Below are 14,254 nucleotides of genomic sequence, written 5' to 3' on the forward strand. Positions count from 1 at the left end.
GTTCCGATCGTCAGGTCAGATAGTTCAACAGGCTGAGTTGCTGGATGCGCGCAGTAAGCGCAAAGGACGTCTGTATGTGTGTCACCAAATCGTTGACACGGTTGGCCGCCTCATAGGGGTCCACACTCTCGAGATCGATGATATGCCGTTCAAACAGGTCAACCTGCGTGCTCATTCTGTCGCTGGCATCTTCAACGCGCTTTTGTACTATCCCGGTTTGCGCCTGTAGTTGACCGAGGTCGCCGATCGCTTCTCCCGTGAGGGAAAGTGCCCGCGCGGCAACGGCCTGCTTTGCCTCCTGACCGAGATTGCTTGAAAACAGGTCGCTGACAATCGTTGCCGCCATCGTGAATTTTCGGGTGCCGTCATTGTTTGCGCTGACGGAGGACTGGGTGGTTTCGTTGAGCGATATCCGGCTGACGATCTGCTGGTCCGTCGCGCTCGACCAGTTGGCTTGCCAGCCCGCGCCAAGAAATTGCGGCTCGACATCGTTTGTGAGAAAATCGTTGATGTCTGCTGCGGAAATATTGGCGGCAGCGGGGTCGTTTTGCGTAAAACCGAAGCGCGTGACGAAGGCCGCGTCGAAGGCGGTTTTGGCCGGAGAGCCGGGAGCAAAGAAATTGTCGACCGGCTTGACGTCAGTGTTGGTGCCGGCAAACAGATACTCACCATTAACGCTGGTATTGAGGATCGTGGTCAGCGATTGCAGCGCAGCCTTGCCACTATCGGACGTTATGGAGTTCGACATATCGCCCGAAGCGGCGGTCGTGAGGCTGGAGAGAAGGTCTTGCGCCGCTCCGGTCATCTGGCCAAGCGCGGCCTGGGTGGTGGACAGGCGCGAAGTGACGAGCGCATTGGAATCGACGATGCTGTTCAGACGGTCGAGATCGCGGTGAAAATTGACGGATTGCGAGGTGTTGGTGCCAAGTGCCAGGCCAGTATCCGCGACCTTGCCGGTGTTCATCTCTTTCTGGGCCTTGACCAGATCGACCTGCATGCGCGTCTGGGAATAGCGCATGGCATTTGAAACGGCGGCGGATGAAACGGATACGGCTTTCATGGCTATCGAACCGCCTCAAGCAATGTATTCAGCATTTGATCGACTGTACTCAACATCCGGGCGGAAGCCTGGTAGGTGTGTTCAAGATCGAGCATCAGCGACATTTCCATATCGATGTTGACGCCGGTTTCGTTGGATAATGCCTCTGCGGAGCGTGTTGCGAGTGCTTCTTTTGTATCGGCGGCGTTGGAAGTCTGCTGGCGCACACCTTCGAACCAGCCAATCGAATTCGAAGAATAGGTCGTGACGCTGGATGTCGCGGAAATCCCGGCGGCAGGGCTGAAACCCATCGGCGCATCAAGACGATCACCATAGGAGATCAGGAGATCAGCGTAGGATGCACCCCCGGTCGGATTGGCAACATAGGCAGCGCCGTTTGCGCCACCGTCGCGCAGGAGCGCCGCATTGCCACCGGCACTCGGGTCCATCGCGGCGTTGATGCTGATCTGGCCGGCCAGTCCATTGACCAGCGTGCCGCTGGCAGGCACTGCGGGCGCACCAGACCAGGTAAAGAGACCGGTTGCGTCGGGCTGGGCAGGTGCGGTTTCTGAAAATGCGGTGATCAGGCCGCGTGAGATTTCGTCGAGCTGGCTCTGCATGGTGTTGGCGACACCATCACGAAGTTGTAGCAGGCCTGCCAGTTTACCGCTGGCATCAGAATTACCAGACCCCGGTGAGACCGCGACATTGTCGATGTAGACCGTGTTGCCGGTTACGCCGGGAGCGTAGCCGGGGAGGGTGTGAAACTCACAGAACGTGGGATGGTTTCAAAAAGCGTTGTGCCATCCGTGGTGGTGATGACCATATCATTGTCACCACGCGTGAACGTGGAAATGGGCACATATTCCGAGATTTTCTTCAACAGTGCATCGCGCTTGTCCAGCGCATCAGACACGTCGGTTCCCGAGCGTGTGCCCGAAATAATCGCTGTGTTGGCATCATGAAACTGACCGAGCAAATCGTTGAGCTGGCCAACTGCCGTAGATACCTGGCTATCAATGTCGGTGCGGAAGCCTTGTATTGCGTCTGTGCCATTGTTGAGCGATTGCATCACCTGGCGAGCTGCATCGATGACGCTGGCCCCAACATTCTGGTTGGACGGCGATGTCGCATAAAGCTGCAATGCCTGTTGCAGCTTGCCGATTGCGGTTGAGGCCGAATCGGCATTGTCGACACCGTTTACGGCAAGTTGGAGCCTGTCCATGCCGCCGGACATGGTGCTCTGTCCGCTCCATGCCGACAATGCTGCCATGTTTTGACGGAAAAGTTGCTCATTGGTGGAACGTTGTATGTCTACCGAGCGCGCGCCGGGTGCGGTGCTGACGACAACTGCCGTGCGGCGCGAATAGTCAGGGTTCGAGGCATCCGACACATTTCGTGAGACAATACTGGTCTGGCGCGAAGTTGTCAGAAGCGCAGACTGGGCAATGCTCAATGCGGATGATAGCGACATGCTACACTTTCGCGGCGCGAAGGCCGTTCATTATCTCTTCAGGTTGACGAGAACGTCCATAAGGTCGGAACCAGTCTGGAAGACTTTGGAATTGGCGGTATAGCTGCGCTGGGAAGCGATCATATTGGTCAATTCCTCGGCTATATCGACATTGGAGTTTTCAAGGGCACCGGAGACAATGCTTCCCAGTTTCCCTTCGTTGGCAAAGCCAATAGTGACGGCACCTGAATCGCTACCTTGCGCATAAATATTACCCGCCATCACGCTGAGCTTGTCGGGGCTTTGAACATTGGCCAGCGGTATCTTGTAGAGCGCCTTGGTGGAGCCGTCCTGATACATTGCGTAAATCGTACCGTCCTGGCTGATCTGGACCTTATCGATGGCGCTTGGCGCGTTGCCGTCAGTTGCTGCACCGGAAACCGAAAAGCCGGTGCCAAGTTGGCTAAGCTTGGAAAGATCGAGATTGAAGGCGGCACCGTTGGGAACTGTCAGCGCGACGCTGTCGACTGCACCGGTGAGTTTGCCCGTGGTCATGTCGAATGTCAGGTTTGACGTACCGAGCGGACCGCTGCCATAGGGAAAAGATGTTCCAGGCGTTGCCTGCGCCTGATCGAACACGGATACGTCCCATGTGCCGGTGCCAGTGTTTGTGAAGTAGACGTCGAGCAGCACTTTATTGCCAAGATTGTCATAAGCGACAATCGAGGATTTGTTTGTGTATTGGGCAGTCGGGCTATTTGTGGATGGCAGGTCAGCTGGTGCGACAGCGGTCGCGCCGCTCGGCAGGTTGCCGGTGTAGTAGCCCTGAGAACTTGGTGTTGCTGTCATTTCGCTATCGGAAATGGAGACGGGTTCGAGCCCGTCGAAGCCGTTTACTGTGGCTGCCGGTGTTCCGTTTTCATAGCTGTAGGCCATCAATTGATAGCCTGCGGAATTGACCAACTGGCCGTCACCGTTGGGTACGAATGCACCAGCACGGGTCATATAAGGCGTGCCGCCCGGGTCTTGGACAACGAAGAAGCCACCGCCATCGACGGCAAGATCGGAGACCGAGGTGGTGTATTGCAGGACGCCTTGTGCGTTGATCGAATTCCTGACGGATGTGGTCACGCCGCCGGAATTGTAGCTGCCGCCCGTATTGGGCATGATGAGGGTGGAAAATTCGGCCGAGGAACGCTTGTAGCCGGTCGTGTCGGCATTGGCGATGTTGTCGGCTGTCGTCGACAGGCGGTTGGCCTGTGCTGCCATGCCGGAAACGCCGGTCCGCATCATTCCATATAGGCTCATCGAAGCGTCTCCTCAAATTCCACAAGGGTGGTGGTGAGGGTAATCAATCTGTCTTGCGCGAAGCTGGCGGTGTCGCGCGCTCCTTGCCGGAAGCATCAAAGTGCCAGCCGATAACCGAGGAATCGTTTGGAATCGATTGGATCGCTTCCGAGCTTCTCGCGGAGCTTCTTGCGAAGCTTGCTAATGTGGCTTTCAACGACGTTTTCTTCGACTTCCTCATCGAATATGCCGTAGATGGCGTTGAAAACCTGGGTCTTGGTGACGCGCCGGCCACGGTTGCCAGCCAGAAATTCCAGAATGCGCCGTTCACGACGTGGCAAAGGCAACGACTGGCCGTTGATCTCCGGGTCACGGCCATCTGTAAATATGCGCAAGGGGCCGATTTCAGCGTAGTTGGCGTCGTCTTGAGCCCGGCGGCGAATTGCTGTGATGCGGGCAAGGATTTCGCGGATATGCACCGGCTTGCGGATGACATCGTCGACGCCGGAATCAAAAGCCTGAGCGTATTTTCAAGCGAGTTCTGTTCGCTGAGGGCGATAACCGGAGCACCTGTGCGCCCTCTGATCTGGCGCGGCGAAATGCTTCCCTCGCGACAATCGCCAATCAGGAAAGCCCTGACAGCCTTCAAATCATCCTCAGCCGCGCACGAAACCCATTCGCCAAATTCGCCGGGCGCGAAGCCGGCACAAGCCACACCTTCACGGTCAAAAAGTGAGTTGTAGCCTTCTGTTACAAGCTCACGTTCGTCAACGATTACGATCATCGGCCGCCCCCGAATCATTTCAATTGCCCCTGAGGGATAGGGGTAGTCGCAGGCTGGAATCCTGAACAACCGTCAATTCTTGTAGCTAGTTTCTTGGGAGTCAGAAATTGCGCCGGTTGTAGAGCTGCCATTTCAGGGCTCTCTGAGCGATCCGAATATCGAGCTGTGTCACGCTATCCGAGCGTTTTCAATGAGCGACGAATGCATCTTATGGGTTGCAAAACGAACGCGCGTTCCGGGTCCATTTTCCGAAGCCGACGGCGACCATGTTGGAGATGACGCGGCAGACGTAGATTTTCTGGGCGGGATTATTATTGGGTCCAGCGTGGTAGCGCGCGACGGCCATTGACCATGTCTCATGGCGGGCATGAAGGGCGGCCAGAAATCGCGCTGCATAGTCGACATTCTGATGCGGGTCGAGCATGTCATTGACGCTGCGAAAATGTGAGGCATGGTAGTAGTGATTGATCTGCATGCAGCCGAGGTCGATCAATTTCTTTCCCTGTTCGCGGGCTTTTTTGACGATCGCCAGAGCATCGCTCCGGGTTGCGGGAAAATATGCTTTTCCTTCTATATTCAAGGCATTAGGTTGTAAACTTCCTTTTTTTCCAGTCTCCGATAGGCCTACGGCATAAAGAATTCCGGCTGGAATGCCGTAGCGATCGGCGGCGCGCAAAATCTCACTCTCGCATGGATTTGTGGAGGCAATTGCCGGGCCAATAATGATGCTAGATAAACAGATCGCTGCGAGTAATGGTGCGAATCGCTGCGCCATCGCGCCGGGAATTTTCACCATCATTGTTGCGGTTCCTACCTGATTGTTGACCGCTGGATCCATCGCTTTGACTACCTGAATTTCCAGATTGGAATGATTGCTGATCACGCCCGAACGATGCATTGGTGAAGCCACCGGCGTCCGGTCGCGCTGCTGCCGTAGCTGCAACAGAGGGTTGTAGTACTGTTATCTTGCCAACATCGAAACCGAGATCGCGCAGCGACCGCGTGATCGTCTCGGTATCGGAAGAAAGACGTCTGTGAGCTTCATGGGATTCGGGCTTAATTTCAATCGAGAGTTGTGAATTACTAAGGCGCATGTTCACATTCACGACCCCCAACTCGGCCGGATGAAGTTCTGATCTTCAACATATGTGTCGCTGTTGCAACAAACAGTGGCGATGTTGGTGGTGCGCCGTTGCCAACAAGTGCCTGATTTGAACCAATTTTGGAGGCAAGCGCGCTGACCAGACTGGCACTCGTTTGGTTCGGTAGTTGCGCTGCCGGTGCAGGAAACGACTGGTGTGCGACAATGGTGACGCGTTCAGTGTGAGAAGCATGCCTGTCTGCGTTGGTGTTTTTGGCGTTCTTTCCATTTTCGTCGACTTTGTCGAGCATGGCTTTTTCGGGTTGCAGGTCATCCATTTGCTGGTTTGGAACTTTGCCTTCGGAGTTCAGCACATGTTGCGAGGCGTGAACCATGCCGAATTGACCTCGGCGTGACCCTGCCGTTTGAATGTCAGCTTTGTCTTGCCCCTTAATCTTCTTCATCAGGTTATCAGTCAGGTTAGTGGACGACGTGCTGTCAGCTTCCTCGCTGGTCAAACTCGTGAGGGGAAGACGTGTATCTTCGTCTGGCAAGACTGCGGATTTGTTTTGCTGCGAGGCCGCGTCGGGCATGTCACTCGCAGCCTTGCCCTGTTCGTTCATGGCGGGCTTTTGGCTGATGCTGGAAAGTTTTATCAGCATTGGCAAGAGATCATGGCCTGCGAGGACGTGATCTGCGCGCGGCGTGGGCTTTCGGATTTTTGCGTTGCCACCATCATCGGCGTCCATTTCGGTCGAATCGCCATTGATGCCCTTGGTCACAACTTTCAGTCGGTCCGATGTGTGAGCAGTTTCTTCAATGTCTTCACTGTTCGTCGCATTGGCGAGCTGGTCGTAGTTTTGTTTTGCGCCATCTGGGCTTGCATGTTTGGGTGCTGCCATTTTCGTTGTGGTCGATCGACCTTTGCTTCCTTGCAGGATGTCATCGAAGGAATTTGCTTGGCCGCTATCTTTCGTCGATCCGCTGCCGGAACCTGAACGGGGAGACAATGATGCCGGGACGGGTTGGCTGGCGTTGACTGTCATTGCGGAGCGGCTCCAAGCAATTGGTCTATCTTGGCGAGTGTGCGGCGTGATTTGGCGATTGCTTCGTCAGTCGGGTCGTTCGTGTCGATGGGTGTGATTGTTTTGGCCATGTCCGGCGCTTGGGTTGTGTCTTGCGCCGTCGATATCTGTTGTGGCGCAGCTTGCGGTTTTTCCATGATGCCTTCGACCAACGGCAGCTCAGGATCGTCAAAGGCGGAGGCCTGAGGCGTGATGTTTGTCTGATCCGATTGCTGGGCGGTCTGTGGCGCTGCTACCGGTTTGGGTGATGGGGTAGGGCTTTGTGAAATGTCTTGGGGAAGCGTGACGACTTCACTGATGACAGCACGCGCGGCGTCAAGCAGGGCGCGGTCACGTTCTGAAAGACGGCTGGGATCTATCTTGCGCAATTTGTCGTGCGCATCCGCTACAGTTTCGGAGGTGACAGTCGAAAGGCTGGCATATAGCAAGGCGCGCGGGTCATCATTGCCGGGCGTTTTGTCGCCGCCATGCTCGGCCTTTTCGGAGGCAAAGCTTGAAAGGTCGGTATATCCGTCGATGGCGGCACTACGCGCGATGCGAAGGTAGATGACCTTTTCCCGTTCCGGGTCCATCATGGCGGTAATGTCTGCGATCTTTTCGCGGCTGATGGCCATATGCAAGGCGACAACGCCGTTCACGAAAGAGTCCGCAAATTGACTGGCGTAGGGCGAATAGAGATAGCGCTCGACATATTGCGTGGATGCAAGCGCAAAACGTGCGGCATTTCCTGTTGCAGCCGCGATGGCGACCGAACGACGCAATGCTGCTTCCTCGACCAATGTGCCGGGGCTGAGCAGTCGCGCCTTGTCAAGCAAGGTCAATGCTTGAGCCGGATCTTCCGTGGCCAGGAGTGAGCCTTTTACAAGTGCGACGAAGGCTCCAAGATCAACTGGCAGCGCCATCGGGTCTATGGATTTCAGTGCTTCGATTGCCGGCCCGGGGTGGCCTTCGAGATAGTCGATCACGCCTTCGGTGAGGGTCTTGTTGGTGTCATCAAGCTTGATACGTGCACTGGCAGTAGCGATAGTGAGCGGATTGCCACCGCTCATTCCGTACACCAGTAATGCACGGAAATTTTTCGGTTCCTCGAAATCCTCGGGCCCAGCCTCACGAAGACGACGATCGATCATCTCAAGCAGTTTGCCCTGCATGGGAAGGGCCGCGTGATCGCCTGATGCGAGGCGATCCTGAACCAGTTGCAAGGATCGAACCAATTGGTAAGGCTGGAGGCCGTCTTCGCTCCATGCGGCAGTGGAAGCCAGCAAGGTGGCGACTACGGCAGCCGCGATTTGCGGCATTTTGGGGAGAATGCGGACAGATAACATCATCCGTCAGTTTCCAGCAATATCTCGATGCGCCGGTTTACTGCTGATAACGGGTGCGCTTTGTCTTTCAGGTGCCTGTCGGCGAAACCTGCGACCTCGGTGATGCGACGTTCGTCGACGCCACCTCGAACCAGCATGTAATAGGCGGCATGCGCACGCGCGGTCGAGAGACGCCAATTGTCATAGTCCTTGCTTCGGAACGGGCGCGCGTCTGTATGACCCTGGATGACGATGGAACCCTTCTGACTGTTTATAACGCGGCCGATCTTATCCATGGCCAGAACCAGATCGTGGCGTGGCAAGGCCGAACCGATTTCAAACATGCCGAAATCGAGTTGGTCGGTAATCGAAATGACCACTCCTTTGTCGGTGGCCTCCACCGAGATGCCAGAGGCAACCTTTTCGCCGGATTTGAAGGCCGCCGCGAGTTGTTTTTTCATAGCGGCGGTTTGCTTGATGGTTTCCGCAGTTGGCCCTTTCTCCACTTTCTTGGAGTGGAGTGGTTCGCTTATTTTCGCTTCTTTATCCGACTTATCCTGATTGCTGCTCTTGCTGGCTGCGAGTGCTATCTCATTCGAGGCACCATTCAATTGGCCTGATTGCGCTTTTTCAGGGGATGGTACCGGAGGCTCCGCTTTGACGGCGGGTCTTGCGATGTCGGCGACCTTGTCGCCGGGCTTGACTGGCTCTCCTTCAATTTTCGCCCTAGCGGCGCTGGCTTCGGCGCCCGGTGTTGCGATTTGCTGTGACCAGAAATCTGGGGCGAAGGGGTCGCGATAGGATTGGCCACCTTCAGCGCCTGTGGATGGCCCGGAGGTCTGGGCACCGCCGTCGCCTTTTTCACTGACATTTTGCATGGTGCCTGTTTCGTTGGCGATCTCGGCAAGCACGGCGTAAGGGTCGGCGAAAAGGCGTTCATCTGCCGGATGGGTTTGAACCTGGGCTTGTTCTTCCTGATCCTGCTTTTTCGATGAACCGGGGCTGCCTGAACCATCCTGACCGCTCTTGCTGGTTTCCTGTTGCGGAGCTTCGCCGGTAAAATCAGGCGCGGCGGGACCATCGCCAAGGTCTTCAAGCCCCTTGCGGCTTGCATTTCGATCAATCAGTTTGATCGGATTGAAATAGCTTGCGACCGCGGCTTTGGTCTGCTCGTTGGCCGCGTTGACCAGCCACATGACCAGGAAAAATGCCATCATCGCAGTCATGAAGTCGGCGAAGGCAATCTTCCATGCGCCGCCGTGATGACCGTCTTCTCCGTCGCCATGACCACGGCGAACGATGATGATTTCCTGTTTTGGCTCGGCGGCCTCGGCCATGCTCATGACAGGATTTCCGTCAAGGCGGTTGACCATTCTGTCATACGTGTTTCGAACACGACGTCGTTGACCGCAACAGTGAGATCGAAGCCGGGAGCTTCGATGAATTCAAGATGTTCGGCGCGTGTACCCAGCGCGGTTTTCAAAGGCTCAAATAATGACAACGGGCCCTGAACGCGAACCCGAATGGCCTCCGAATCCGTCATGGCTTCGGCAACCACGCGTTCAAGTGCTGCCAAAGAACGTGCTTGCAGTTCGGTGCTCAGCACACCGCCCATGGTTCGCGCGGTAGCAGTTCCGATGATCCCGACGATTTCCGTCTGTGCGGTTTCCAATCGCGCTGTAATCGCTTTTCCGATATCGGTGCCAAGCGTCTCCATGAAAGCTTTTGCTTCATCGGCATTGGCTTGGTGCACGGCCTCGATTTCGGCTTTATGCGCCGAGGTCAAACGTTTTTCCAATGCAACTTCCGCCTCTGTGACAGCCTCAGCTATAAGGACGGAAATATCGGCTTGTGGTGCGATTTGAGATCCCTGTTTCGGAACTGAAGGGGCACAACCTGCCTCAATGCGGCCTTTGCTAGCAGCGAAATCGGGCAGTAAGTCGAATAATGCCATTGCAGACATCACCCGGCTGCTTCCTGCGCCGCCCATTTGCGCAAGATTTGTGCGGTACGCTCTTCATTAAGATCGACCATGCGGGTTAGCCGCTCCTGCGGAGCTGGACGAAGTTTGTGGCGCAGATCATCAAGCGGGGCGGGACCTGTTGCGCTGCCCGAATCATTTGCCAATGCGGCAGGCGGTGGTGCAGAGGCACCCCCGTATTCGCCGGGTTTGGAGTGGGCAGGGATTGTTGAACTTCGGCGAAACTTGGTCCAGCTACGGCTGCAGGGCGGGGTGCGAGTGCTGCAGCCATCGGACGCAATCCAAAAAACGCGACGAGGAACACAACCACGATAAATGCACCCGCATTGATGAGCGAGCCGGTGTACTGGCCGATTGCGTCCATCATTCCAGGCTGCGCGATCTGTTCACCGTCAAGGCCGTCGATGAATTCTACGGCCGAGACGTCAATCACATCGCCGCGCTTTTCGCTGAACCCTGCTGCCGAGGACACCATTTTCTGAATTTCGGCGACCCGTGCTGCTATTTGGTCAGGCGTCGCATCCTTGCCCAAAATTGTTGCCAGCCGCTGCTGGTTAACAACCACCGCAATTGACATTCTGGTGACGGAATATCCGTTGGATACGGTGGCGATCTTCTTCGAATTGATCTCGTAATTGGTGATTTCTTCCTTACGGTCATTTTGCGAGGTTGATTGTGGACCTTCGGTGCCCGGTGTTTGGGCTTCGGGCAGATTTTGCTCGACACTGGCGGGTGTCGATGCTTGCTTCTGGCTGCTGTTTTCGTTGTTGCGCACGGTTTGTACTGACCGCTCGACGCGCGAATTCGGGTCGAAAATGGTTTCTTCAGTCTGGCGGCTATCGGTGTTGACATCTGCCTTGACGCTGGCGCGGAAATTATCCGCCCCGAGATAAGGCGTCAGTGCGCGGCGAATGTTATCCTCTATCTGTCCTTCGACGGTTTGTTCCACACCGAGCGTGCGCACGGCGCTGGTGTTTGATGGATCATCACCCGATGCAAGAAGGTTGCCCGCAGTATCAAGTACCGTGACCTTATCCGAAGAAAGGCCCGGTACTGCGGCGGCGACGAGTTGGCGGATCGACATTGCTGTCTTTTCGCTGTTGAGCCCGGAAAAGCGGATTACGACCGAGGCAGAAGGCTGTTGCTCGTCGCGGCGAAAATTGGCGCGTTCGGACATGACGATGTGGACGCGCGCTGCCTTGATACCGGAAAGAGATTGTATGGTTCGGGCGATTTCACCTTCAAGCGCACGTACGCGGGTAATTTGCTGCATGAACGAGGTGAGGCCGAGCGACCCGACATTGTCGAACAGTTCATAGCCTGCGTTGGCGCTGGTTGGCAGACCTTTTTCGGCCAGAAGCATACGTGCCTGCGCAGCCGTGCCGGCAGCCACCAGAACACTCGTTCCGTCTGATCCGACATCGAACTTTAGTCCCGCTTCGCCAAGCACCATGCCGATCTGATTGACGTCGGACCGCTCGAGGCCAACATAAAGCGTCTCGTAGGCCGGGCGGTTGAGATAGATTGATGCGACCGCGATTATGGTCATGACGGACGCGGCGATGGCAGCCAAAATGGCCAGGCGCTTGCCTCCAAATGCCTGGAGATTGTTGACGATAGCTTGAATCTGTTCCGGCACTGCTTGTCGGCTCCCAAATGATTGCCCGTCGCAAGACTAGCGCTTGAAGCTTGTGCGAAAATGAAATGGGCCGCGCTTTTGGCGCGGCCCACTCAATGAATATGAGGTGTTTGAACCCGAGGGTCAGCCTTTGAAGAGCGAAAGGATGTTTTGCGAGTTCGCATTGGCAATTGACAAGGATTGGATGCCAAGCTGCTGTTGCACTTGAAGCGCCTGCAGACGGGTCGATTCCTTGCTCATGTCAGCATCGACGAGCTGACCGACGCCGCGGTCGATGGAGTCCATCAAATTGCTGGTGAATGACATCTGATTGTCGATCTGCTTCTTGGCCGCGCCGAGGACCGTTGCAGCGTCCGTCATGTCCTTGAGAGCGCCTTCGACTGAGCCCAGCATGTCTGTAAGCTGCGTGTCGCTTGCGCCTTTGACCGTGATTGTTGAAATCCGATAGGTATCGCCAGCCGCCGAAGCTGCACCGAGTGTCGGGTCCTGGGCTGTGGCGGTACGTGCGCCCGTGGCGAGACGGTCGGCGTCGAGGATGCCTGCATCGAGGCCGCTGGTCAGGCCCGCGTCGTAAAGCTTGATGCTTTGTACCTTGATGTCGATAGTCCCGAGCGTGACCGAACCGGCGGAATTGCGGTTGTATGCGGCAACGATGCTGACGTCATCATAGGTGCCGGGGACAGCCGCAGCACTGGAGTCTACACCTAGCCAGTTGGCTCCCGAAAATGTCGCGCCGTCCGCGTAATTTTTCAGCTGGGCCTGCAGGGCTTTCAATTCAACGTCGATCTTGTCTTTGTCCGAGCCGGACGCGCCATTGGCAGCAACGACTTTGACCTTGATTTCGTTGATGGTTTCAATGGCCTTGTTCATAGCCGTGTAGGCGGTGTCGACTTTCGAGGCGCCGAGACCAAGGGCATCCTTGACCGTAGACATGGCCTGATTGTCGGAACGCATCGTTGTGGCGATCGACCAGTAGGCTGCGTTGTCCGCGGCTTCGGCAACGCGATAACCTGTCGAAATGCGCGATTGCGTCATATCCAGCTGCTTGTTGGTCGCGCTTAAGCTCTGCAGCGCAGTCATAGCAGATGCGTTGGTCATAATGCTTGCCACTGGTACCACCCCTTCCTGATACTATCTGCGGAATCGCGCACAGACGCGCCAACAGAGACGATTGGTTAACCATAGATAGGACCTCATGGTTAATAACCGATTAAGGAGAGTGGCGAAGTTGGCTGAAATCGAATGCATGCCGCCCAAAAGTGTATAGCGGTTTTGGGACAACGACATGCATGAAAACAATGGCTTCAAGCGCGCTGCATGAATCCCTTTGGACGCGATGCTCTAATGCAAAAGGGCCGCGCTTCAATGAAGCGCGGCCCTGATATGAATTGAGCTGCCAGCCTTGGCTGGCGGCGTGAATTAGCCGCGGAAGAGCGACAGGATCGACTGCGAACCGCTGTTGGCGATTGACAGAGCCTGGATGCCGAGCTGCTGCTGGACCTGAAGGGCCTGCAAGCGGGTCGATTCCTTGTTCATGTCTGCGTCGACAAGCTGGCCAACACCACGGTCGATGGAGTCCATCAGGCTCTGCGTGAATTCCTTTTGGCCATCGATGCGGGTCTTGGACGCGCCAAGATTGGTCGCGGCGGTCGTCATGTCCTTGAGTGCGCCTTCGACTGAACCCAGCATGTCAGTGATCTGGCTGTCACTGGCGTAAAGTGTTCCGTCCGTCAAAGTCATGGTCGATATTTTATAGGTATCGCCGGCTGCAGAAGCCGCGCCAAGCGTTGCGACCTGTGCCGCTGCTCGTCCACCGCTCTTGTCGCGGGTGCCGTCGAGGATACCAGCGTCCGTTTCGTCGGTTTGACCCGCGTCGTAAAGCTTGATGTCCTGAACCTTGACGTCGATGGTCCCAAGCGAAACCGCGCCGGCCGAATTACGGGTGTAAGATGCAACGATCTTGACGTCATCGAACGTACCGGCAGCAGACGTGCCCGACGTGGTGTCGGTCGACAGCCAGTTGGCGCCGGAGAACGTTGCCGAGTCGGAGTAGCTTTTCAACTGACCCTGCAGCGCCTTGATTTCGATGTTGATCTTTGCCTTGTCTGAGTCGGATGCGCCGTTGGCGGCAACCAGCTTGACCTTGATCTCGTTGACGGTATCGATGGCCTTATTCATGCCGGTATAGGCGGTATCAACCTTGGAAGCGCCTAGACCGAGGGCGTCGGAAACTGTCGACAGCGCCTTGTTGTCCGAACGCATCGTTGTGGCGATTGACCAGTAGGCGGCGTTGTCGCTGGCGGTGGCGACGCGATAGCCTGTGGAAATGCGGGATTGGGTGGTTTCGAGTGCCTTGTTGGTTGAGTTCAGGCTCTGCAGGGCGGTCAACGCCGAAGCGTTTGTCATGATACTGGACATGGATACACGTACCTTGTTTTTACAATTATTTTTATGACATACCGGCCTGTCCGGTATGACGGTGCGGCATCATGCCCGTGATCTTGAAAACTCAATCACCCGCCATCTGAAGCGACTATGACAGTCACTCACTACAAAATGCATAAGCGGTATGGTTAATGAATGGTTTTTTCATCGTAAGCG

10 protein-coding genes and 3 pseudogenes are annotated in these 14,254 nt (G+C 55.9%); all 13 read right to left on the bottom strand.

Annotated features, from left to right (window positions below; genetic code table 11):
• Window positions 1–10: 10 nt before the first annotated feature.
• The gene (locus AC0L7S_RS12040) at window positions 11–1,060 is read right to left on the bottom strand and encodes a flagellar hook-associated family protein (protein ID WP_473471176.1); all 1,050 of its coding nucleotides are present in this window, start codon (window positions 1,058–1,060) and stop codon (window positions 11–13) included.
• Window positions 1,061–1,062: 2 nt separating this feature from the next.
• Window positions 1,063–2,513: pseudogene (gene flgK, locus AC0L7S_RS12045) on the bottom strand (flagellar hook-associated protein FlgK).
• Window positions 2,514–2,543: 30 nt separating this feature from the next.
• Window positions 2,544–3,800, bottom strand: a complete 1,257-nt coding sequence (locus AC0L7S_RS12050; protein WP_473471178.1) for a flagellar hook protein FlgE — start codon at window positions 3,798–3,800, stop codon at window positions 2,544–2,546.
• A gap of 95 nt (window positions 3,801–3,895) precedes the next feature.
• A pseudogene (locus tag AC0L7S_RS12055) lies at window positions 3,896–4,563 on the bottom strand (response regulator transcription factor).
• A 208-nt stretch (window positions 4,564–4,771) separates the two neighbouring features.
• Window positions 4,772–5,338: a transglycosylase SLT domain-containing protein gene (locus AC0L7S_RS12060; protein WP_473474279.1), complete on the bottom strand. Its 567-nt coding sequence runs from the start codon at window positions 5,336–5,338 to the stop codon at window positions 4,772–4,774.
• Entirely contained in the window at window positions 5,292–5,657 is a 366-nt protein-coding gene (locus tag AC0L7S_RS12065) for a hypothetical protein (RefSeq protein ID WP_473474280.1), read from the bottom strand. Before AC0L7S_RS12065 ends, AC0L7S_RS12060 begins: the two co-directional genes overlap by 47 nt.
• Window positions 5,647–6,690 (bottom strand): hypothetical protein, encoded by a 1,044-nt coding sequence (locus tag AC0L7S_RS12070; protein ID WP_473471180.1) that lies wholly within the window; start codon window positions 6,688–6,690, stop codon window positions 5,647–5,649. The genes AC0L7S_RS12065 and AC0L7S_RS12070 overlap by 11 nt, the downstream gene beginning before the upstream one ends.
• Entirely contained in the window at window positions 6,687–8,057 is a 1,371-nt protein-coding gene (locus AC0L7S_RS12075; protein WP_473471181.1) for a chemotaxis protein MotC, read from the bottom strand. The genes AC0L7S_RS12070 and AC0L7S_RS12075 overlap by 4 nt, the downstream gene beginning before the upstream one ends.
• Window positions 8,054–9,376 carry a MotB family protein gene (locus tag AC0L7S_RS12080; RefSeq protein ID WP_473471183.1) on the bottom strand — a complete coding sequence of 441 codons (1,323 nt, stop codon included), beginning with the start codon at window positions 9,374–9,376 and terminating at the stop codon, window positions 8,054–8,056. The genes AC0L7S_RS12075 and AC0L7S_RS12080 overlap by 4 nt, the downstream gene beginning before the upstream one ends.
• Window positions 9,373–9,987, bottom strand: a complete 615-nt coding sequence (locus AC0L7S_RS12085) for a hypothetical protein (protein ID WP_473471185.1) — start codon at window positions 9,985–9,987, stop codon at window positions 9,373–9,375. Before AC0L7S_RS12085 ends, AC0L7S_RS12080 begins: the two co-directional genes overlap by 4 nt.
• 8 nt (window positions 9,988–9,995) lie before the next feature.
• A pseudogene (gene fliF, locus AC0L7S_RS12090) lies at window positions 9,996–11,653 on the bottom strand (flagellar basal-body MS-ring/collar protein FliF).
• A gap of 123 nt (window positions 11,654–11,776) precedes the next feature.
• Complete coding sequence (locus AC0L7S_RS12095) at window positions 11,777–12,763, bottom strand: flagellin N-terminal helical domain-containing protein (RefSeq protein WP_473471187.1); 987 nt, start codon at window positions 12,761–12,763, stop codon at window positions 11,777–11,779.
• A 309-nt stretch (window positions 12,764–13,072) separates the two neighbouring features.
• Window positions 13,073–14,071, bottom strand: a complete 999-nt coding sequence (locus tag AC0L7S_RS12100; protein ID WP_473471189.1) for a flagellin N-terminal helical domain-containing protein — start codon at window positions 14,069–14,071, stop codon at window positions 13,073–13,075.
• Window positions 14,072–14,254 lie beyond the last annotated feature (183 nt).

It is taken from the genome of Mesorhizobium sp. G2-6-1 (assembly GCF_055809095.1).